Consider the following 19,631-nt stretch of genomic DNA (forward strand, 5'->3'; position numbering starts at 1 on the left):
GCCAGCGCGGATGACCGAAGAGCGACAATCGACCCCCAACACCCAAGGCAACCTCGCCGCACCTGAAAAAGCAACACCATGAGCCAAGACCTGAACCGCCAGAACGAATTGAAGAAGATGGAGCTGTGCGATTCGTGCGCCGGCATCCAGCGCAACTGGCGCAAGGCGCCCGGCCATCCCGAACTGGTGCAGGGCGCCAACCGCCAGGAAAAGCGCGGCTCCGCGCTGGTCACCATCACCAAGTACCGCTGCGACCGCTGCGGCACGGCGTGGGAATACGAGAACAACAAGGCCAACCAGCAAGCGGGCTGGTCGGTGGTGGGGCGATAGGCGGCACTGGCTGTTTTTGCCGGCTCCGCCGGTTGATCCTGATTTGATAGCGGCTTGCGCACGCTGGACATGCGCAAAAGCCAGATTTGGCTTGTAATTCAGAGCGGCAGGCCGCACCGCGTTCGCCGTTTATTGCGCTGAAGAGGCTGAGGGCTCAGCCCTTCATCAGCCGAAGTGCCAAGCCGATTTTCAGCCGGCAGCATCGGCGGCATTCCAGTGACCGACAAAAAAACGGCGCCTTGTCCGACGCGCCGGCCCGGCCTGGAAAAGCACCCTACTCCTTTGCCCACCACCTTGTTTCACACACTGCCGGCGGCCTCGCCTTGACCGGTAGTTCAAGCTTCAAGCCTCAAAGGGGAAGCGCATGGCCACTCAGATCTACGTCAACCTGCCGGTCAAGAACCTGGACAAGTCGCTGCGGTTTTTCAAGCGGCTCGGCTTCGCGTTCAACCCCAAGTTCACCGACGAGAACGCCGCCTGCATGGTCGTGGGCGACGACAGTTACGTGATGCTGCTGGCCGAGGAATTTTTCAGGACCTTCACGCCCCACCCGATCTGCGACGCCACCCGCAGCACCGAGGTCATCGTCTGCCTGTCCTGCGAAAGCCGGGAGGCGGTGGACCTGATGGTGAGCAATGCACTGGGCGCAGGCGCAAGGACGCACCGCGCGGCCAAGGACCACGGCAACATGTACCAGCACGGCTTCCAGGATCTGGACGGCCACCTGTGGGAAGTGATGTACATAGAGCCGACCTATGTCCACATCGGCCCCGAAGATGTTTAGACCTTCAAGAAAAACGTCCGTCACCTGACCTGGGCCTGTGTAAAAACAGGATCTGAAACGGTCAATGACCGCGCCAAGCGCAACCGTCGCCTTCGGGTCAAAATGCCCGGCGCAGAACCCTGCGCCCCGCTGTTGCTTTGTCCCAAGGAATTACCCATGACCGACCGCTCCACGCTTTCGACCTTCCCCATCACCCACAAATGGCCCGCCCTGCACCCTGACCGGCTGCAGCTGTATTCGCTGCCCACGCCCAACGGCGTGAAGGTGTCGATCATGCTGGAGGAAACCGGCCTGCCCTACGAGCCGCACCTGGTCAGCTTCGAGACGCAGGACCAGATGTCGCCCGAATTCCTCTCGCTGAGCCCGAACAACAAGATTCCGGCCATCCTGGACCCGAACGGGCCGGACGGCCAGCCGCTGGCGCTGTTCGAGTCGGGCGCGATCCTGATCTACCTGGCCGAAAAGACCGGCTTGTTTCTGCCCCAGGACGCGGCCGGACGCTACGAGACCATCCAGTGGCTGATGTTCCAGATGGGCGGCATCGGCCCGATGTTTGGCCAGCTGGGTTTTTTCAGCAAGTTCGCCGGCAAGGACTACGAGGACAAGCGCCCGCGCGACCGCTACGTGGCCGAGGCCAGGCGCCTGCTGGGCGTGCTGGACCGGCGGCTCGACGGCCGCGACTGGATCATGGGAAGTGACTACACCATTGCCGACATCGCCACCCTTCCGTGGGTGCGCAACCTGATCGGCTTCTACGAGGCGGGCGAGCTGGTGGGAATTGATGACTTTGCGCAGGTCAAGCGGGTGCTGGCGGCATTCGTGGCGCGCCCGGCGGTGGTCAAAGGCCTGGCGATACCGCCGCGCTCCTGACGGAGAGCAGGGCAGAGCGGCTCAGCGCCCGGGCTTGACCCAGGTGAAGACCCGCACCGGCGGCACGTTCATGAATTCCCAGCAGGTCTCGGGCTGGCCGAGGTAGGGCGACATGAAATCGGCGACATGCGCGCGCACCTGGTAGGCGACAAAACGCCCGCCCGGCCGCAGCACCCGGGCGACGGTGGCGGCCACCCGGTCGGAGACTTCAGGCGCCATGGTTGAAAACGGAATGCCGGAGACGATGGCATCGGGCGCCGGCAGCCAGCGGGCCGCCAGGAATTCGGCCAGGCGCTCGGCGCTGCCCAGCTCAAGGTTAAAACGCGGGTCACGGATGGCGGCGTCCAGGCGCTGGTGGAATTCGCTGTCGAGTTCGATGGCCAGCAACTGGGCCGTGGGAGACATCGCCTGCAAAAAGGCGGCGGTCGTTCCGCCGGTGCCCGGCCCCAGTTCGACCACCGTGCGTGCCTCGCCAAGCCGGGCAAGCTGCACCAGCCGCTGCTCAAGCTGGCGTGAACTCGGAACGATGGAGCCGACGCGCGCCGGATTGCGCACAAAGCCGCGAAGGAACTGGTAGTTGTCGCTGAGCTGGCGAAAATTGAGAGGGCCTGCAGGCAGGGTTGGATGGCTCATCGGCCTTTCAACATGTGGCTGGTTCATTGTGCAGGCCTATGTCTCTTCGGAGTTGTAGTTATCAAGCGGGTGTTACTGGACAACACAAAACCAGGAAACGCCCCAGTTCAGTGCAGCCGCACCGCCTTTTCTTGATTGTCCGTGGGGCTTTTCCCGGCCCTTGTCAGACGGGGTCTTGTCGGCATGCGCACTTTCACGCCATGCCGCCAGGCGAAAGCGCCGAGATTCGGCCCGGCAAACCAGCCGACAGGGCCGCAAGCCAACGGATTGAAGCCCATGATGCTATTTTTTTAATAGCTTCAGGTGCTTGTCAGGCAAGCGCAACAGCGCTCTTTAATAAATTTTTCAATTGATGGCCAAGCTTGTTAAGCTGTAACGGTTTGTCTTTTAGCCCTCCTCTTTATTTTCTCTTTTCCATGAAGCTCAAAGCCGCCTGTTTCATCCGCATCACCGCCTTTTCAGACTGCCCCATGATTGCGATGCTGCGCCCGCGCAGCGGCGTGACGCAGTGGATGATCAGCGAGCGTTACGACCTGGAGCCGTGCGTGCCGGTGGAAGAATTCATCGACAGTTACGGCAACCTGTGCCAGCGCATGATCGTGCCGCGCGGCCAGATGCGCATCGGGGTCGAGGTGACGATGGAGGTCGAAGACCACATCACGGTCGCGCCGCATGCGCCGCAGACCCCGATCAGCGAGCTGCCTTCCAATGTGCTGCATTACCTCTTGCAAAGCCGCTACTGCCCGTCGGACAAGATGCTGCACAAAGCGCTGTCGGTGGTCGGCAGGACGCCCCGGGGCTATGCCCAGGTCGAAAAGATCCGGGCCTGGATTCACCACAACCTGGCCTACCGCTATGGCGTCAGCTCGACCACCACCGATGCGCTGGACACGCTGGAGCACGGCGCAGGCGTGTGCCGCGACTTTGCGCATGTCGGCATTGCGCTGTGCCGCAGCCTGCAGATTCCGGCGCGCATGGTGGTGGGCTACATGCACGGGCTCAAGCCGATGGACCTGCATGCCTGGTTCGAGGCCTTCCTGGGCGGACGCTGGTACACCTTCGACGCCACGCAGGACGCGCCGCGCGGCGCCCGCATCGTTCTGGCCTACGGCCATGACGCGACCGACGTGGCCTTTATTTCAGACTACGGCCCGCGCCCGCTGCAACTCAACGAGATGCGGGTCGAGGTGACGGCGCCCGATGAAGCGCTGCCTGAAGCGGTGCTGGCGGTCAAAACCAGCAAATAGACAAGCCGGCTTCTGGCAAAGAATAACTTACCGTCCGTCATACCCGCGAAGGCGGGTATCCAGACTCGTTTGAGCGCTTCAACCCGTGTTGCTGGATTCCCGCCTTCGCGGGAATGACGCAGGGAAGTTATTGCTGACCGCATCCTCAGTCGGCGATGGTCACCACGTTGTTGGCGAAGGTGATCTGGTCAGCGGCGGCGGGCGTCGTCTTGATCGGCGGCACGTTGCTGGCGGCAATCGGATTGGCCACCAGGCCCGTCAGGCCGCGCGGCACGGTGCGCACCACCTGGCTGGCGGGCAGGGCGGCGCCGGTCTTCAGGTTGGCATACATCATGTCCATCGCCTGGATGAAGTAGCGGTGCAGCGGCACCATGCGTTCCGGATAGCCCGGGAAGGCGAGGAACGCGTCGAAATGCTGGGCATTGGTCACCTCGATGTACGACAGCTTGCTGCTCGTTCCCTCGACGATCTGGTTCATGCCGAAATACGGCCGCCCGGTGAAGGCCACCGGCAGCAGCGTGTCGGCCCGGCCCTGCACGATCAGCGCCGGCTTGCCGCGCAGGTTGGCGCTGCGCACCACTTCGCTCATGCCCTGCCTGACGCGCACGGCGTTGGCGCTGCTTCCCGTGGCCAGTTCGCGCATGCACAGCGCGCCGGCGATGTTGTAGTCCTGCACACCGCCGGCCGACAGCGAGGCGGCATCGAGCAAGGGTCCGCCCGCGCTGAGGTTGTTGACGATGTTGATGCCTATCGTCGGCGGCACGCCGTTGGACGCGCCGAACGAGGTCGCCAGCGCGCTGGCGGAAGCCGGCACCGGGGCGTTCGGCGTGGCCGATGCAGCCGCGCCGGTGGCCGCGAAGCTGAAGCCGCACAGGTTGTCCTTGACGCTGAAGCGGCCGTAGGTGTTGGCATACGTCAGCCCGACCGACAGCGTTGCAAACGAATAATGCGAGGCCTGCAGCACATTGCTTTCCGGCTGCCAGCCCGCCGCGACCAGTGCGGCCAGCGCGCTGGCGGCCTGTTCGGCGGTCGTGGTGCCGGTGACCAGGCCGCTGGCCTTGAGGGCGGTGCAGCGGCTGGCGGCAATCGCCGCGTTGACCGTGTTGAAGGCGTTCGTGGCCGGCGACACCAGCGCCGCGCAGGGCTGCAGCAGATTGGCCAGCGTGAAATAGTCGTACAGCGGCTTGCCGGTGCCGACCAGCACGCTGGCGCCGCGCCTGACGCTCAGGCGGGCGTCGGGCGCCAGTTGCACTTCGGGCTCGGCCACCGCCACGCCGCTGATCAGGCCCTGCGTGTCCTGCTCTGCCGCCGCCAGCGCCGCGCCGGCGCCGTTGGACACGCTGGAGGCGATCACGATGGTGTTGGACGGCGTCAGCTTTTTCAGGTGCGTCGCGCCGTCCCGGGCCAGGTCGCCGTATTTTTCATTCAGCACGAAATAGGCGAACTCGACCGATTGCAGCGTCCATTTGCCCCAGTCCTTTTCAGGATTTTGCTGCGAATGCGCATGCTTGACGGCAAAGCGGTTTGGCGTGGCCGCGTTGAAGGCGGCCAGCTCGGATGCCGTCAGGCCGGCGGTGAAGATCGAGTTTTTACCGGCCGCGGCGGCGTCCAGGCGAACGCCGTTCTGCCCGTTGACGGTGTTGTTCTGCAGGTCGTGGATGCCGGTGCCCGTTCCCTTGTCGGTGTAGGCCACGGCGCAGCCGTTTTTCAGGCCCCACTCGCCGGCCGAGCCGATGGCGCCATACACGCCGCGCGAGCCGCTGGAGGTGCCGGTCACGATGCAGGCATTGGCCGGGTTGAAGCTGGCCGGCACCTGCACCATCATGGTGATGTTCTGCCTGCCCGTGCCGTCGTCGGAGTAGGCGATGTATTCGGTCCCGGCGATCTTGCCTTCGCTGGTGGTGACGACGCCCTTGGCATCGACGTTCGGGCCATACAGCGTGCCGTAGCCGCCGCCCGCCGTGATGTCCAGGATGGCCCGGTAGTTGTTGAAAATCGCCAGCCTGCGCAGCTCGGCGGGGGTCGGCTTCAGCGGGTCGGCCACGGCCGGCGCGGTCCCGCCCAGGCCGGTCTTGCCGAGGCCGGCGGTGAGCAGGTCGTCGCTGGCGCCGTCATAGCTGGCGATGGCGACGGCGCCCAGGTAGGCCGGCTTGGTGTTTTTGCTTTCGAAAGGATCACTGTTGCCGCCGCAGGCGCCGAGCGCCAGTACGGCAGCGGCCAGCGAGGTGAGCGTCAAGGTGTTTTTGCCTGCAATGATGATGGTCATGTCGTCCTCTTGATGTTGATTTATTCGTTGATTCATTCATCGAGTCCTCACACACGCCGGCTCAAAGCAATCTCGTTCTTCCCAAGCAAGGCTGTCACTCCAGCGTGCGAACCCTCGGCAGGTCCAGGCGCAACGGCCGGGCCTGACGGGCCGGCCTGATGATGGTCGGTAACACCTTTGGTTTCAACTCCGTGCAACTACTTACCGGGGCAAGCGAGCTTGACAGCGCCGTAAAAATAGCGCCGCGGCGCCTTCGCCGATTGACAGCCGGGTTTTTGCCCCCGACGATTAAAAACCCCGCAACCACTTCCACTACTTCCACCACTTCCACCACTTCCACCACTTCCAGGCTAGATACCATGCCCAACTCCGACGCCCCCCAGCCCTTTGCCCCCGTCGTGGTCCTGACCGGCGCCTCCAGCGGCATCGGCCACGCCACCGCACTGGCCTTTGCCCGTGCGGGCGCGCGCCTGGTGCTGGCAGCACGCGGTGCCCAGGCGCTGGACCGGGTGGCCGCCGAATGCGAGTTGCTGGACGCCCGGGCGCTGGCGGTGCCGACCGACGTGACCGATGCCGACGCCATGCGCGCGCTGGCCGACGCCGCCATCGAGCGCTTTGGCCACATCGATGTCTGGATCAACAACGCCGGCACCGGCGCGGTCGGCGCCTTCGACGCCACGCCCATCGAGGCGCACCAGCGGGTCATCGAGTCCAACCTGATCGGCCACCTCAACGGCGCGCATGCGGTGCTGCCGCATTTTCGCCAGCGCGGGCGCGGCACGCTGATCAACATGATCTCTTCCGGCGGCTGGATCGCCACGCCTTACGCGGCGGCCTACACCGCCAGCCAGTTCGGGCTGCGCGGCTTTTCCGAAGCGCTGCGCGCCGAGCTGGGCAGCCTGCCGGGCGTGCATGTCTGCGAGGTGTACCCGGCGTTTGTCGATACGCCGGGCCTGCTGCACGGCGCCAACTACACCGGCAAGCGGCTGCACCCGGCGCCGCCCGTGCTCGACCCGCGCCAGGTCGCGGCCAGCCTGGTGGCCTTGGCCAAAACCCCGCGCGACGTGACCTCGATTGGCAGCGTGGCGCTGCCCGGGCGGCTGGCGCATGCCGTGGCGCCCGGGCTGACCGGCCGCGTCAGCGCCTGGTTCACCAACCGCGCCCTCAACCGCGCCGACCCGGCGCCGATCACCAACGGCAACCTGTTCGAGCCCTCGCGCGTGCACACGATTGACGGCGGCCACCGCACCCTGGCGACGCGCGCCGCGCCGGTGGCGGCAGTGGCGCTGGCCGGTGCGCTCGGGCTGGGGCTGCTGTGGGCGCTGCGCTCGCGCAGGCCGCATCAGCAAGGCCCCGCCCGTTCACGGCAGGCGGCAGGTTAGCAAAGCCGACAATGCTCTGTTTTTAATAGCTGCCTGCGCATGCTGGACATGCGCAGACGGGCTATTTTGTTCATAAACCGCAATGTTTCAGGCGCTCATGCCGCCAAGTCCAAAGAATGCGCCCTTGAACGGCGCCCCCGCGCCGGCCCTGGTCCATCAGGCCGGCGCATCCGCTTCGTGTCCAATCAGGCCATGAACACCCTTGAACAACTGCGCTCGGGCGCACTGGCTGGCAGCCGGCGCCTGAGCCTGTCGTGCGGACTGCAAACCTTTGCGCCCGAGATCTTCGAGCTGGCCGACACGCTGGAAATCCTCGACCTCTCGGGCAATGCGCTGAACGCCCTGCCGGGCGACCTGCCGCGCCTGCACCGGCTGCGCATCATTTTTTGCTCGGACAACCAGTTCACCGAACTGCCCGCCGTGCTCGGCCGGTGCCCGCAACTGGAGATGATCGGCTTTCGGGCCAACCGCATCCGCCATGTGCCCGACGCGGCGCTGCCGCCGCTGCTGCGCTGGCTGGTGCTGACCGACAACCAGATCGGCGAACTGCCGGCCGGCATCGGGCGCTGCACCCGGCTGCAAAAGCTGATGCTGGCGGGCAACCGGCTCGAAGCCCTGCCGCCGGAAATGGCCGGCTGCACCCGGCTGGAGCTGCTGCGCATCGCCGCCAACCGCTTCACCGCCCTGCCGGACTGGCTGCTCCAGCTACCGCGCCTGGCCTGGCTGGCGTTTGCGGGCAATCCCCTGGACCAGGCCGGCGAAGCGGCGGCGCAGGCGGCCGCGCCCCTGGCCCGCATAGCCTGGGCCGACCTGCGGCTTGGCCGGCAGCTGGGCGAAGGCGCCTCGGGCGTGATTCACCAGGCGCTCTGGCAGCGCGGCGACACGCAGCAGCCGGTGGCGGTCAAGGTGTTCAAGGGCGCGCTGACCAGCGATGGCCTGCCCGAGCATGAAATGGCGGCCTGCATCAGCGCCGGCGCGCATCCCAACCTGATTGCCGTGCATGGCCAGCTTGCCGGCCATCCGGCCGGTGCCAGCGGCCTGGTGATGGCGCTGGTGGCGCCGCGCTTTGGCAACCTGGCCGCGCCGCCCAGCCTGGCGTCCTGCACGCGCGACGTGTATGCCGCCGACACCCGCTTCACGCCGCACGCGCTGGTCCGCCTGGCGCGGGGCATGGCGTCGGCGGCGCGGCAGCTGCACGGGCGCGGCATGTTGCATGGCGACCTGTATGCACACAATATTTTGTGCCGCGATGACGGCCAGGCGCTGCTGGGCGACTTCGGCGCGGCGTCGTTTTTTGCGCCCGATGACCCAACGCTGGCGCAGGCGCTGCAGCGCATCGAGGTGCGGGCGTTTGCCTGCCTGCTCGAAGAACTGCTGGCGCGCTGCCTTCCCCTGCCCGGCTCGCGGGCCACGCTGGACCGGCTGGCCGATTTGCAGGCCAGTTGCGCCGGCGATGACCCGGCCGCCCGGCCGCTGTTTGCGCAAATAGAGGAACAGCTGGCGGCGCTATCCTGAAGCGGCGTTAAACCACCCCACCATTGGCGCGCAGCGTCTGGCCGTTGACCCAGCCGGCGTCTTCGCTGACCAGAAAAGCGACCGCAGCGGCGATGCCCCCGGGCGTGCCCAGGCGTTCCAGCGGCGCCATTTTCGACAGGCGCTCAACCGTTTCGGGGGTCTTGCCGTTCAGCAGGAACAGGTCCGTGGCGGTCGGGCCGGGCGCGCCGCAGAGTTACATTTTCAGACCGCCCGACGCTGCAAAGGCCGTCCGGCTTTGGTATGGTTTGAGCGGGTGGTGCACACAAAACCAGCGTTCTTGCCCCGGCATGGCGCATGCCCAGCGCATCACCCTTTTTCAAAAGGAGATTGCCATGCAAGTCCAGCCCTACCTGTTTTTCGACGGCCGCTGCGAGGAGGCCCTTGATTTTTACCGTGCCGCGCTCGGCGCCGAAGTCACCATGCTGATGCGCTTCAGGGAAAGCCCCGAGCCGCAGCCGCCGGGCATGTGCGCGCCGGGTTCTGAAGACAAGGTGATGCACGCCAGCTTTCGCATCGGCGAGACCGAACTGATGGCCTCCGACGGCCGCGCCATGGGGCAGCCGGAGTTCAAGGGCTTTTCGCTGTCGGTTTCACCGGCAAGCGATGACGAAGCCCGCAAGCTGTTCAGCGCCCTGGGCGACGGCGGGCAGGTGCAGATGCCGCTGGACAAGACGTTTTTTGCCTCGTCCTTCGGCATGGTGGCCGACCGCTTCGGCGTGTCGTGGATGGTGATCGTGCCACTGGCGCCGGCCTGAACGCGGCGCCCAGCGGCTAAATGCCACCCCGCCAGCGGCGGCAACCAGCCGCCGGCGGGAATCCTGCGTTGCGCAGGAAAAAGCTTATTTGGCTGGAACAACGACGACCGTGTCGCCGCCGGTTTTGCCGGTCTCGCCCTTGGTGCCTTCAGCGCCGGTGGCGCCGGTTGCACCCGTTGCGCCGGTGTAGCCCGTAGAGCCCGTGGAACCTGCCGCACCCTCATTGCCCGTTGCGCCGGTCGCACCAGTCGCACCCGTTGCGCCGGGAACGGCAACCGTCGAGCCGGTTGAGCCGGTGGCGCCAGTGTCGCCGGTTGCTCCTGCCGGGCCAGCGGGACCGGGAACGACCACGACCGGCGCGGCGGCAGGCGGGGTCACGGTGGTTTTTTCGCAAGCGGTCAGGCCGAGCATTGCAACCAGTGCGGCGAGCAGTAATGAATATTTCATGGGGAGCCTTTGAGGTGAAGAGAAAGCCGCACCAAGTTTGATGTGTGCGTTGACAGTTTTTCTTGCCGCGACCTTTAACAGTCACTGACAAGCTGTAACCCTAATTTACTGAAAAAGTTGCATCGGAAATGTAGGACGTTTCCACGACTGTTCGTCGCCTTTGGGCGGGTACTGCGCGTGCAGGCGCGCCGTGCAGGCAGCGGCTGACGGCCTGAAGCGCCGCGCTTGAAACACAACACGGCAGCCTCACCTGTGTGGTTTTGAAAGCACGGTTCACGATGACTCAATCGCCCGCCTCCGCTAATGCCAGCACACCCGTCCTTCAGGTCAAGCCGCTCGGCTTTCCGTGGGAAACCCTCGACCCCTTCCTGTTTTGCGCCTACCACGACGACGCCTACCCGGCGGCCAATGGACAAATGGGGCCGGCCGCTTCGCTGGCGGGGCGCGACATCGGCCAGGACTTCAGCCGCAAGGACGGCTGGAGCATGTACCACGGCAGCGCGGTGCCGGGCTTTCCGGCGCATCCGCACCGGGGCTTTGAAACCGTGACCATAGCCCGCAAGGGACTGATCGACCACGCCGATTCGCTGGGCGCCATGGCGCGCTTCGGGCAAGGCGACGTGCAGTGGCTCACGGCCGGCCAGGGCGTCGTGCATTCGGAAATGTTTCCGCTGCTGGATGAAAAAGGCCCGAATCCGCTGGAGCTGTTCCAGATCTGGCTGAACCTTCCGGCCCGCAGCAAGATGGCCGCGCCCCGCTTCACCATGTTCTGGTCGCAGGCGATTGCGCGCCTGACGGCCCTTGATGCCGACGGCCGCGCGACCGAGGTGGCGGTCATTGCCGGCCGGCTCGACGCGCCGGACGCTGGCGTGGCCGAACCGCTGCCGCCGCCGCCCGACTCCTGGGCCGCGCAGCCTGACGCCGACGTGGCCATCTGGACGATTCGCATGGCGCCCGGCGCCCGCTGGACGCTGCCTGCCGCCAGCGGCAAGGACACCCGGCGCCAGCTGTATTTCTTCAAGGGCGCGTCGGTCGCGGTGGCGGGCCAGGCGGTCAGCCCGGCCAGCGCCATCGAGTTGCGCGCCAATGCCGCCGTGGAACTGGTCAACGGCCCCGGAGAGGCTGAATTCCTCTTGCTTCAGGGCCGGCCGATTGGCGAGCCGGTGGCGCAGTACGGCCCGTTCGTCATGAACACCCAGGCCGAGATTCGGCAGACGCTGGCCGACTACCAGCGCACGCAATTCGGCGGCTGGCCGTGGCCCGACAGCGCGCCGGTGCATGGACGGGAGCCGGCGCGGTTTGCGCGGCATCCCGGCGGCGCCGAGGAACGGCCCGCCGAAAGCGGCACGGCCAGCGATTCGGCAACGGCCTGACGGCGGGCCATCGCCTCCAGCGCAGCGGGCGTTGCGGGGCGGCACCCGGACTTGTGTCTTGTCCTACTTTTTCAGGCGTTATTGGATGGCAGTCTTTCAACCGCCGAAGTGTTTTCATGAATCAGGGAGATTTCCTGATGTGCGCAAGAAATAATCGGCACATGAACACACAGGTCACCCATGGAAACATTCATTACTTACGTGGTTGAAGACAATCCGACCGTCCTGTCCAATCTGATAGAAGCGCTGAGCGAGATAGCCCATGTGAAAGTCACCGCGCATTCGGCCACGCAGTCCGAGGCAAGCCAGTGGCTGGAACGGCATCACGCCAGTTGGCACCTGGCCATCGTCGATCTGTTTTTAAAGCAGGGCACGGGGCTGGGCGTGCTGGCGGCTTGCCGCAATCGCCAGCCGTACCAGAAAATGGTCCTCCTGACCAACTACGCCACGCCGGAAATCCGGCTGCGGTCGGTCGCGCTGGGGGCTGACGCGGTCTTTGACAAATCGACCGAACTCGACGGCCTGCTGGCCTACTGCATCAAGCAGACCCACAAGCTCATGCTGGAAAATGGCCAGGAGACGCAGCGCAACGTCCTTTCACACCCGCGCCAGTCGAACTAGCAAAGGGCACGGTGGTCGCCTGAAGCATCCAGCCTGGTTTTGCTATTAAATATATAGCTGCATGTGCAATACCAGCGTGCGCAAATGGCTTATTTGATGCGTGATTTACCAAAAACCAGGCCGCTTCCCGACCAGCCCGTCCCCAGCGCAGCCATTGCCCAATTAACCCTGCCACGGGTTCGGGAAGTAGCGGCGCTCGCGGGTTGCGGCCTATACTTTGCGAATGAACGAAACAGTACATTCGCCACGGGCTGCCGCCGCTTCACCGGCGGAAAAATCCCGGGCGCCAGCGCGCAAAAGCCTGCGCAAGACGCCGGCCCCGGGGCCTGCGCCGTCCCGCACCAACGACCCGGCCCGCACCATGGCCGGCATCCTGGAGGTGGCGACGGCCGAGTTTTCCGAAAAGGGGCTGAGCGGCGCGCGCATCGACGAAATCGCGGCGGCCACCCAGACCAGCAAGCGCATGATTTACTACTATTTCGGCAGCAAGGAAGGCCTGTACCTGGCCGTGCTGGAAGAGTCGTACCGGCGCATGCGCAGCATCGAGGCCGGGCTCAAGCTGGACGACCTGCCGCCCGAGGACGCGCTGCGCCGCCTGGTGGGTTTCACCTTCGACCACCACCACGGCAACCAGGGCTACATCCGGCTGGTGATGGCCGAAAATATGGAGCGCGGCAGCTACCTGGCGCAGAGCAAGATCATCCAGGAACTCAATGTGCCGGCCATCGGCGCCATCGACAAGCTGTATGCGCGCGGCGTGGCGCAAGGCGTGTTCCGCGCCGGCCTGGACCCGACTGACATTCACGCCTCGATCTCGGCGCTGACGTTTTTCAATGTCTCCAACCAGCACACCTTCGGGCTGATCTTCAAGGGCGACACCCACTCGCCCGAAGCGCTGGCGGCGCGGCGCGGCAGCATCATCGAGATGATCGTGCGCTTCATGCGCGCGCCCTGATGCGGGCCTTGCCGCGCCGCGCCGTTGATCCGTCAACCCACCGATTCCATTTTCACTACCCGAAAGAGACCCGATGAACATCCTCATGCTGCACGGCATCAACCTCAACATGTTCGGCAAGCGCGACCCCAAGCAGTACGGCACCATCACGCTCGACGAGATCAATGCCCGCGTGGGCGCCCTGGGCCAGGAACTCGGCGCCACGGTCGAGGCCTTCCAGACCAACAGCGAAGGCGCGATGTGCGAGCGCATCCACCAGGCCCATGCCGACGGCGTGGACGCGGTGATGATCAACGCCGGCGCCTGGACGCACTACAGCTACGGCATCCGCGACGCGCTGGCGATTTTGACCTGTCCCATCGTCGAGCTGCACATGTCCAACATCCATGCGCGTGAGCCGTTCCGCCATGTGTCGGTGTTCGCCGAAATCGCCCGGGGCCAGATCTGCGGCTTTGGCGTGGACAGCTATTTGCTGGGCCTGCGCGCCGCGGTGTCCGCCGTCGAAGCGGGCCGGGTCTAAATACCGCTGGGCTAGCCAGCCCGGCACCACCGACCCGAATCCGGACACACACCGACCCGTGCGCCGTTCAGCCAGACTTGTTCCTCGTCCAGTCGCTGCGCGGTCGAAGGGTCGATGTCGAAGGCGATCCGAAGTGCGTTCCCGAGATGAGCCTCCTCGATGGGAAGCTCCCATGTCAGGAATACCTGGGTGCAATCCTTGTCGTCGGGGAAGTCCGCCACATCAAAGCCGCTGCTGCGGCGTGCAATGACGCCGTGCGGCTGGCCCGTATCGAAGATCACAGCCGTCCCCCTGGCCAGCGGGATTCGGTGGCCTGTCGAGGGAAAATGCAAGTCCAGGCCCCTGTCCTCGCTCAGGAAGAGATTGCAAAAGGCCATGCCGCCATAGCGTGCGCCGTCATGGTGGTACCTGGCGCCACGGCAGGCCATCAGGGCGACGTCACAGGCGGCCAGCAGCTCAGGCAGACCGAGCGTGCGCGTCCAGTCGGACACCGCCTGCACGCAATGCCGGTAGTCCGGCCAGCGCGCCCGCGCTCGCGCCAAAGGCAATGCCTCGACATCTCCGGGCTCCAGGCCCAGGTGCAACGCTGCTTCCCTTGTCCAATCGGCTATCAGCCTTGCCGGGGGCGCAGGCACGTCGAGCGTGCCTGAGAGCACGACATCACTCACGCTTCGGCTGCGGATGGCATCGCCACTCCAGAAATACGAAGCCAGGAGGTCGCGCACAGGGTGGGGTTGAGAAGGGTGGCGCATCGGGGCCAGTGTATGCAAACACGGCCTTACCGGCGCAGCAGCCGCAGGCCGTTGGCCACCACCAGCAGGCTGGCGCCCATGTCGGCGAACACCGCCATCCACATGGTCGCGCTGCCGAACACAGCCAGCACGAAAAACACCGCCTTGATGCCCAAGGCCAGCGCGATGTTTTGCCACAGCACGGCATGCGTGCGCCGCGACAGGCGCACCGTCTCGGCGATGCGCCGCAGGTTGTCGTTCATGATGACCACGTCGGCCGCCTCGATGGCAATGTCGGTGCCCGCGCCGCCCATGGCAAAACCGATGTCGGCCTGCGCCAGCGCCGGCGCGTCGTTGATGCCGTCGCCGATCATGCCGGTCGCGCCGTACTGGCCTTGCAGTTGCCGGATGGCGACCAGTTTTTCCTCGGGCAGCAGGTTGCCGCGCACGTCAATGATGCCGGCCTGCGCCGCCACCGCGCTGGCCGTGGCGGCGTTGTCGCCGCTGAGCATGACGGGCGTCACGCCCAGCGCCTTCAGCTCGGCAATCGCCTGGCGCGAGCTTTCCTTGATCGTGTCGGCCACCGCGAAAATCCCCAGCACGCCCTGCCCGCTGGCCAGCAGCGTGACCGTGCGGCCCTGCTGCTCATGCAGGGCCAGCGCCGCTTCCAGCGCGGGCGAGCATTGCTGGCGCTCCTCCATCAGACGGTGGTTGCCCAGCGCATACGGTTGTCCACCGATCTGGCCCTGAACGCCCCGCCCCGACAGCGCTTCAAGCATCTCGACCACCTCTGCCGGCAGGGCGCTTTGCGGGTTGCCGGCCTGCAGCCCTTGCGCGATGGCGCTGGACACCGGATGGTCGGAGCGCGCCGCCAGCGTGGCCGCAAGGCGGCCGACTTCAGCCTGGTCCGCGCCGTTCCATGCCTGCCACGCCACCAGCACCGGCTTGCCCTGGGTGATGGTTCCGGTCTTGTCCAGCGCCACGGCCTTCAGCCGGCGGGCGTCTTCCAGGTAGGTGCCGCCCTTGATCAGAATGCCGCGCCGCGCCGCCGTGGTCAGGCCGCTGACGACCGTGACCGGCGTGGACACCACCAGCGCGCACGGGCAGGCGATGACCAGCAGCACCAGCGCCTTGTACAGCGCCTCCAGCCAGGTCCAGTCGAGCGCCAGCGGCGTCAGGACGGCCACGGCCAGCGCCAGCATGAAGACTGTCGGCGTGTAGATGGCGGCGAAGCGGTCGATGAAGGTCTGCGTGGGCGCGCGCGCGCCTTGCGCCTGCTCGACGGCGTGGATGATGCGCGCCAGCGTGCTGTCGCTGGCGGCCGCCGTGACCCGCAGCTCCAGCTCGCCGGTCTGGCTGATGGTGCCGCCGAACACGCTGTCGCCCGCCGCCTTGTCCACCGGCAGGCTTTCCCCGGTGACCGACGCCTGATCGACCGCGCTGGCGCCGGCCGTGACCAGGCCGTCCAGCGGAATGCGCCCGCCGGGCCGCACGCGCACCGTGGCGCCCAGCGGCACGTCATTGAGCGGCACGCTGGTCCATTGGCCGTCCGGCTGGCGAAGCTCGGCTTCTTCAGGCGCCAGCGCCATCAGGCCCTTGATGGCATTGCGCGCGCGGTCCACCGCCATGGCCTCGATCAGCTCGGCGATGGAATACAGCGCCATCACCATGGCCGCCTCGGGCCACTGGCCGATCAGGAAGGCGCCCGTGACGGCCACCGTCATCAGCGCATTGATGTTGAGCCGGCGCCTGAACAAGGCCGTGAGGCCCTTCTGGTACACCTCCAGGCCGGCCATGAAGATGGCGGCCAGCGCCACCGCCATGCCGGCCAGCATCCAGGGCAGGCCGGCGGGAGCAAAAAAGCTGATCGCCTCGGCCACCCCGGCCAGCACCAGCGCGCCCGCCAGGCGCGGCAGGCCCGAGGGCAGGCCGCCGTGGTCATGGTCGTGCCCGCCATGGGTTTCGCCGACCGCCCCCGCGTCGGCAAACGGCTGCATCTTGTAGCCCGCCTTGCCTATCGCGCTGACCGCCGCCTCAAGGGCTTCGGCCTGCGCATCAATCGTCAGCGTGCGCGCCACCAGTTGAAAGTTGAGCGAGCGGATGCCCGGCACGTCGGCCAGCACGCGCCGGATGTCGGCCTCTTCAACGGCGCAGTCCATCGCCGGGATGCGAAAGCGCGTGGCGCCGGCGGGCACGGGCGCGGCCGGAAGGTCGGCAATGGCGGGCGTGTGGGAGGGTTGGTTGCAGCAGTCGGTCATGGTTTTTGTTTCCTGTGCGACCATTAAAAACCCTGAACCCACTTGAAGGTCAAGCCATGCCCGCCACAAGACCCTTGCGCCTGATCGGGAAAGCCGCCGCCCTGAGCGGCGTCAGCACCGCCAACATCCGTTTCTACGAGGCCCAAGGCCTGCTGGCGCCCGGCCCGCGCTCGGCCAACGGCTACCGCAGCTACACCGACGGCGACATTCATCAGCTCCGCTTCATCCGCCTGTGCCGGGCCATGGACATGTCGCTCGATGAAGTCCGCACCCTGCTGAACCTGGACCTGGCTGAAAAGGCCGACTGCGCGGCGGCGAACGCCGCGCTCGAATCCCACATCGCGCATGTCGGCGAGCGCCTGGCCGAACTGCAGGCCCTGCAGGACGACCTGGTGCAACTGCGCGACTGCTGCGACGGCACCGGGCCGCAATGCAAAATCATGCAAGCCCTGCACGACCGCGCCGCGCACCTGCCGCGCGAAGAGGCCAAGTCGCGCGCGCACCGGCATGTGTGACGAACGCGGCGTTCAGTCCCAGGCCGGCGCCAGGTTCTCGGGATTGGCCAGGCGCTCGCCCCGGTCCAGCGTGGCGATCAGGGCCATGTCGGCGTCGGTCAGCTTCAGCTGCCGCGCCTTGAGGTTGCCTTGCAGGTTGACCCGCCGGGTGGACGACGGAATCACCGCATAACCCAGTTGCATCGCCCAGGCCAGCGCGACCTGCGCGGTGGTCGCGCCATGCTGCGCGGCGATCTGCAGCAGCACCGGGTCGTTGAGCACCTTGCCGTAGGCCAGCGTCATGTAGGACGTGGTGTGGATGCCGTGGCTTTTGGCAAACGCGGCCACCTTGCGGTTTTGCAGGTAGGGGCTGAGTTCGATCTGGTGCGTGGCGAGGTTGCCGGCGCCGACGGTGTCGATGGCTTCCTGCAGCAGCGCGATGTTGAAGTTGGAGACGCCGATGGCCTTCGTCAGGCCATGGGTACGGGCGTCCATCAGCGCGCCCAGCGTGTCGGCCAGCGGCACGGCCCGGGCCGGAGACGGCCAGTGGATCAGCGTCAGGTCCACATACGCGGTGCGCAGCTTGGCCAGGCTGTCCTTCAGGCTGGGAATCACCTGGTCGCTGGCGTAGTGGTCGGTCCATAGCTTGGTGACGATGAAAAGCTGGTCGCGCGCGATGCCGCTGCCGGCGATGGCCTGGCCGACCTCGGCCTCGTTGCCGTAGATTTGCGCCGTGTCGATGGCGCGGTAGCCGAGTTCCGGCGCGTTGCTGACCGAGTCGATGACAACCTGGTCTTTCAGGCGGAAGGTGCCCAGGCCGAATGCGGGAATGTTGACATCCTCCTCGTCCTAAAGAACGGGGATTCCTGCTGCCAGACGCGCATGCCCGCGCGCGAGAATGTTTCTGGCCGCATTCGTGTCCCGGTCGTGTACCGAACCACAATCGCTGCAAGTCCACTCTCTTATTCCAAGTCATGCCCTACCCTTCGGACTGCTGGCGGGTATGGCCCCGCAGCACGAGCAAGTCTGGGTTGTGTAACGCTCACTCACCTCTTCAAAGACGATACCGGCCTGATGGCTCTTGTATTCCAGCATCGTCTTGAGCGTTGACCAGCCCGCATCGAGTACGGACTTGGCCATCTTCGTCTTGATCAGCGCCTGGCTTGACACGTTGCCCACGAAGATCGCGGCGTTTTCAGCGACCAGCTTGGTGCTGAACTTGTGCATGGCATCCTTGCGCACATTGGCAATTTTTGCGTGTATCGCCCGCGCCCTGTCTTTCTTTCCAGCACGCTGGGCCGCCGCCAGCGCAGGCTCGTATTGGCGGTAAATGCGTGACTCCAGGGGTTTTCCGCTGGAGCAAACCGCCGCCGTTTTCAGCCCCAGGTCGATGCCGACGCTGGCCGTTCCCGTGCCCGGCTTGGCCTCGATCTCGACGCACACATTCAAATACCAGCGACCCCGTGCATCCTGGCTGATGGAGCCGGCGCGCAACTCGTGCTTGCTCAGGCCGTAGCTGTCCCACAGGCTGAACTTGCGGCTGGAGAACTCAATCTGCCCGGCCTTGTATTTCGCATGGCCGCCCTTGAACGGTACCCAGCCCAGGGAATATTTGGACGACTTCGGGTTGCTGACGCGCCAGTTAAGGCGGGCCTTCTTGAACTGCCTGCGCCGCGTGGCGTACTCGGCGCAGACAAGCTGCACCGTGCCGCTGCCGACCTTCACGCCTTCGCACTTGCTGAACCCTGCCGTGAGCTTTTGCAGGTCGTAGCCGCTGAGCCACTTCTGGCGCTCGCGGATGGCGCGCATGCTGGTTTCGTTGCAGAAATTGAAGACCTGATTGACCTCGCACGCCATTGCAACAAGCACACTTGAATGCTTGTCCTTGATGCGCAGCTTGAGGGTCTTGACCGTTTTCACAGAGATAATCATAATTGGTCTATGGATAAAATACAAGACGTTCGCACCGGCAGACATTGCGTTTTTGCAATTCATGCACATTTGGTATTCGTGACGAAGTACCGCCGGGGTGTTTTCCGGCAGGAACATATGGCAGCCTTGGAGCGCATCTTGCGGTCGGTGTGCGAGGACTTCGAGGCCAGCCTGATTGAGTTCAACGGCGAGGCAGACCACGTACACCTGCTCATCAACTACCCGCCCAAGGTCGCACTGTCCAGCCTGGTGAACAGCCTGAAGGGGGTTTCCAGCCGACTGATGCGCAAAGAGTTCGGAGATTTCCACCCGTGGCTCAAGCGGCGAGGAGTGCTCTGGTCGCCAAGCTACTTTGCGGCATCGTGCGGCGGCGCCCCCATCAGCATCCTGCGCCAGTACATCCAGCAGCAGCAGGCCGTGCCGGCCTGATCCGCTCAGACCCCGGGCTGAACCCCGAGGCTTGCCGCTCAAACCCGGTCATGGTGAATATCCTTGAA

The 19,631-nt window shown here is 65.5% G+C and carries 20 protein-coding genes and 2 pseudogenes; 13 read left to right on the forward strand and 9 right to left on the reverse strand.

Translation table 11 applies throughout. The features are described 5' to 3' along the window. Nucleotides 1-78: 78 nt before the first annotated feature. The 3 genes from ABLV49_RS19895 (at nt 79) to ABLV49_RS19905 (ending at nt 1,984) form a co-directional block, all read left to right on the forward strand. The gene (locus tag ABLV49_RS19895) at nt 79-330 is read left to right on the forward strand and encodes a hypothetical protein (RefSeq protein ID WP_349279204.1); all 252 of its coding nucleotides are present in this window, start codon (nt 79-81) and stop codon (nt 328-330) included. A gap of 364 nt (nt 331-694) precedes the next feature. Further along, entirely contained in the window at nt 695-1,114 is a 420-nt protein-coding gene (locus ABLV49_RS19900; RefSeq protein WP_349279206.1) for a VOC family protein, read from the forward strand. A gap of 156 nt (nt 1,115-1,270) precedes the next feature. Beyond that, nucleotides 1,271-1,984: a glutathione S-transferase N-terminal domain-containing protein gene (locus ABLV49_RS19905; RefSeq protein ID WP_349279208.1), complete on the forward strand. Its 714-nt coding sequence runs from the start codon at nt 1,271-1,273 to the stop codon at nt 1,982-1,984. A 21-nt stretch (nt 1,985-2,005) separates the two neighbouring features. Here ABLV49_RS19905 and ABLV49_RS19910 read toward each other — a convergent pair whose 3' ends face one another. Then, nucleotides 2,006-2,617 carry a class I SAM-dependent methyltransferase gene (locus tag ABLV49_RS19910; RefSeq protein ID WP_349279210.1) on the reverse strand — a complete coding sequence of 204 codons (612 nt, stop codon included), beginning with the start codon at nt 2,615-2,617 and terminating at the stop codon, nt 2,006-2,008. 416 nt (nt 2,618-3,033) lie between these two features. Between ABLV49_RS19910 and ABLV49_RS19915 the strand changes: the two genes are divergently transcribed. Further along, nucleotides 3,034-3,864, forward strand: a complete 831-nt coding sequence (locus ABLV49_RS19915) for a transglutaminase family protein (protein WP_349279212.1) — start codon at nt 3,034-3,036, stop codon at nt 3,862-3,864. 145 nt (nt 3,865-4,009) lie between these two features. Here the strand turns inward: ABLV49_RS19915 and ABLV49_RS19920 are convergent, their stop codons facing one another. Next, nucleotides 4,010-6,130, reverse strand: a complete 2,121-nt coding sequence (locus ABLV49_RS19920) for a D-(-)-3-hydroxybutyrate oligomer hydrolase (protein ID WP_349279214.1) — start codon at nt 6,128-6,130, stop codon at nt 4,010-4,012. Between the two features lie 94 nt (nt 6,131-6,224). Continuing rightward, complete coding sequence (locus tag ABLV49_RS19925; RefSeq protein WP_349279216.1) at nt 6,225-6,491, reverse strand: hypothetical protein; 267 nt, start codon at nt 6,489-6,491, stop codon at nt 6,225-6,227. Here ABLV49_RS19925 and ABLV49_RS19930 point away from each other — a divergent pair. Both ABLV49_RS19930 and ABLV49_RS19935 read left to right on the forward strand, forming a co-directional pair. Further along, nucleotides 6,490-7,512 (forward strand): SDR family oxidoreductase, encoded by a 1,023-nt coding sequence (locus ABLV49_RS19930; protein ID WP_349279218.1) that lies wholly within the window; start codon nt 6,490-6,492, stop codon nt 7,510-7,512. The genes ABLV49_RS19925 and ABLV49_RS19930 overlap by 2 nt on opposite strands. 192 nt (nt 7,513-7,704) lie before the next feature. Next, the gene (locus ABLV49_RS19935; protein WP_349279220.1) at nt 7,705-9,027 is read left to right on the forward strand and encodes a leucine-rich repeat-containing protein kinase family protein; all 1,323 of its coding nucleotides are present in this window, start codon (nt 7,705-7,707) and stop codon (nt 9,025-9,027) included. A gap of 7 nt (nt 9,028-9,034) precedes the next feature. On the opposite strand, the pseudogene ABLV49_RS19940 reads toward ABLV49_RS19935, so the two are convergent. After that, a pseudogene (locus ABLV49_RS19940) lies at nt 9,035-9,232 on the reverse strand (SDR family oxidoreductase); the annotation flags it as partial. A 148-nt stretch (nt 9,233-9,380) separates the two neighbouring features. Here ABLV49_RS19940 and ABLV49_RS19945 point away from each other — a divergent pair. After that, entirely contained in the window at nt 9,381-9,803 is a 423-nt protein-coding gene (locus ABLV49_RS19945; RefSeq protein ID WP_041377496.1) for a VOC family protein, read from the forward strand. A gap of 84 nt (nt 9,804-9,887) precedes the next feature. Here ABLV49_RS19945 and ABLV49_RS19950 read toward each other — a convergent pair whose 3' ends face one another. Further along, nucleotides 9,888-10,250, reverse strand: a complete 363-nt coding sequence (locus ABLV49_RS19950) for a collagen-like protein (RefSeq protein WP_349279222.1) — start codon at nt 10,248-10,250, stop codon at nt 9,888-9,890. 278 nt (nt 10,251-10,528) lie between these two features. Here ABLV49_RS19950 and ABLV49_RS19955 point away from each other — a divergent pair, with 278 nt between their 5' ends. The 4 genes from ABLV49_RS19955 to aroQ all read left to right on the forward strand — a co-directional run bounded on the left by ABLV49_RS19955 (nt 10,529) and on the right by aroQ (nt 13,719). After that, a complete protein-coding gene (locus tag ABLV49_RS19955; RefSeq protein ID WP_349279224.1) occupies nt 10,529-11,623 on the forward strand; it encodes a pirin family protein in 1,095 nt (364 codons plus the stop codon). Between the two features lie 180 nt (nt 11,624-11,803). Continuing rightward, nucleotides 11,804-12,244: a response regulator gene (locus tag ABLV49_RS19960; protein WP_349279226.1), complete on the forward strand. Its 441-nt coding sequence runs from the start codon at nt 11,804-11,806 to the stop codon at nt 12,242-12,244. 223 nt (nt 12,245-12,467) lie between these two features. Beyond that, a complete protein-coding gene (locus tag ABLV49_RS19965) occupies nt 12,468-13,199 on the forward strand; it encodes a TetR/AcrR family transcriptional regulator (protein ID WP_349279228.1) in 732 nt (243 codons plus the stop codon). 73 nt (nt 13,200-13,272) lie between these two features. Continuing rightward, the gene (aroQ, locus tag ABLV49_RS19970; protein WP_349279229.1) at nt 13,273-13,719 is read left to right on the forward strand and encodes a type II 3-dehydroquinate dehydratase; all 447 of its coding nucleotides are present in this window, start codon (nt 13,273-13,275) and stop codon (nt 13,717-13,719) included. A gap of 11 nt (nt 13,720-13,730) precedes the next feature. On the opposite strand, the gene ABLV49_RS19975 is transcribed toward aroQ, so the two are convergent. Further along, nucleotides 13,731-14,471: a hypothetical protein gene (locus tag ABLV49_RS19975; RefSeq protein WP_349279231.1), complete on the reverse strand. Its 741-nt coding sequence runs from the start codon at nt 14,469-14,471 to the stop codon at nt 13,731-13,733. Between the two features lie 26 nt (nt 14,472-14,497). Then, nucleotides 14,498-16,708 (reverse strand): heavy metal translocating P-type ATPase, encoded by a 2,211-nt coding sequence (locus ABLV49_RS19980; protein WP_349279233.1) that lies wholly within the window; start codon nt 16,706-16,708, stop codon nt 14,498-14,500. A 56-nt stretch (nt 16,709-16,764) separates the two neighbouring features. Between ABLV49_RS19980 and ABLV49_RS19985 the strand changes: the two genes are divergently transcribed. Next, the gene (locus ABLV49_RS19985; RefSeq protein ID WP_349279235.1) at nt 16,765-17,223 is read left to right on the forward strand and encodes a MerR family transcriptional regulator; all 459 of its coding nucleotides are present in this window, start codon (nt 16,765-16,767) and stop codon (nt 17,221-17,223) included. A 12-nt stretch (nt 17,224-17,235) separates the two neighbouring features. Here ABLV49_RS19985 and dkgB read toward each other — a convergent pair whose 3' ends face one another. Further along, on the reverse strand, nt 17,236-18,033 hold the full coding sequence (gene dkgB, locus ABLV49_RS19990) for a 2,5-didehydrogluconate reductase DkgB (RefSeq protein WP_349281823.1): 798 nt from the start codon (nt 18,031-18,033) through the stop codon (nt 17,236-17,238). 18 nt (nt 18,034-18,051) lie between these two features. Continuing rightward, nucleotides 18,052-19,251, reverse strand: a pseudogene (locus ABLV49_RS19995) (RNA-guided endonuclease InsQ/TnpB family protein). Here ABLV49_RS19995 and tnpA point away from each other — a divergent pair. After that, a complete protein-coding gene (gene tnpA / locus ABLV49_RS20000; protein WP_349279237.1) occupies nt 19,144-19,563 on the forward strand; it encodes an IS200/IS605 family transposase in 420 nt (139 codons plus the stop codon). The pseudogene ABLV49_RS19995 and the gene tnpA overlap by 108 nt on opposite strands. Nucleotides 19,564-19,631 lie beyond the last annotated feature (68 nt).

This window comes from Polaromonas hydrogenivorans (assembly GCF_040105105.1).
GTDB lineage: Bacteria > Pseudomonadota > Gammaproteobacteria > Burkholderiales > Burkholderiaceae_C > Polaromonas > Polaromonas hydrogenivorans.

Coding starts and splice junctions, on each gene's coding strand:
- ABLV49_RS19910 (WP_349279210.1), bottom strand. CDS start 2,617: ATGAGCCATCCAACCCTGCCTGCAGGCCCTCTCAATTTTCGCCAGCTC.
- ABLV49_RS19980 (WP_349279233.1), bottom strand. CDS start 16,708: ATGACCGACTGCTGCAACCAACCCTCCCACACGCCCGCCATTGCCGAC.
- ABLV49_RS19975 (WP_349279231.1), bottom strand. CDS start 14,471: ATGCGCCACCCTTCTCAACCCCACCCTGTGCGCGACCTCCTGGCTTCG.
- ABLV49_RS19965 (WP_349279228.1), top strand. CDS start 12,468: ATGAACGAAACAGTACATTCGCCACGGGCTGCCGCCGCTTCACCGGCG.
- ABLV49_RS19985 (WP_349279235.1), top strand. CDS start 16,765: ATGCCCGCCACAAGACCCTTGCGCCTGATCGGGAAAGCCGCCGCCCTG.
- ABLV49_RS19925 (WP_349279216.1), bottom strand. CDS start 6,491: ATGGTATCTAGCCTGGAAGTGGTGGAAGTGGTGGAAGTGGTGGAAGTA.
- ABLV49_RS19930 (WP_349279218.1), top strand. CDS start 6,490: ATGCCCAACTCCGACGCCCCCCAGCCCTTTGCCCCCGTCGTGGTCCTG.
- ABLV49_RS19950 (WP_349279222.1), bottom strand. CDS start 10,250: ATGAAATATTCATTACTGCTCGCCGCACTGGTTGCAATGCTCGGCCTG.
- ABLV49_RS19895 (WP_349279204.1), top strand. CDS start 79: ATGAGCCAAGACCTGAACCGCCAGAACGAATTGAAGAAGATGGAGCTG.
- ABLV49_RS19900 (WP_349279206.1), top strand. CDS start 695: ATGGCCACTCAGATCTACGTCAACCTGCCGGTCAAGAACCTGGACAAG.
- tnpA (WP_349279237.1), top strand. CDS start 19,144: ATGGATAAAATACAAGACGTTCGCACCGGCAGACATTGCGTTTTTGCA.
- ABLV49_RS19920 (WP_349279214.1), bottom strand. CDS start 6,130: ATGACCATCATCATTGCAGGCAAAAACACCTTGACGCTCACCTCGCTG.
- ABLV49_RS19935 (WP_349279220.1), top strand. CDS start 7,705: ATGAACACCCTTGAACAACTGCGCTCGGGCGCACTGGCTGGCAGCCGG.
- ABLV49_RS19945 (WP_041377496.1), top strand. CDS start 9,381: ATGCAAGTCCAGCCCTACCTGTTTTTCGACGGCCGCTGCGAGGAGGCC.
- aroQ (WP_349279229.1), top strand. CDS start 13,273: ATGAACATCCTCATGCTGCACGGCATCAACCTCAACATGTTCGGCAAG.
- ABLV49_RS19905 (WP_349279208.1), top strand. CDS start 1,271: ATGACCGACCGCTCCACGCTTTCGACCTTCCCCATCACCCACAAATGG.
- ABLV49_RS19915 (WP_349279212.1), top strand. CDS start 3,034: ATGAAGCTCAAAGCCGCCTGTTTCATCCGCATCACCGCCTTTTCAGAC.
- ABLV49_RS19955 (WP_349279224.1), top strand. CDS start 10,529: ATGACTCAATCGCCCGCCTCCGCTAATGCCAGCACACCCGTCCTTCAG.
- ABLV49_RS19960 (WP_349279226.1), top strand. CDS start 11,804: ATGGAAACATTCATTACTTACGTGGTTGAAGACAATCCGACCGTCCTG.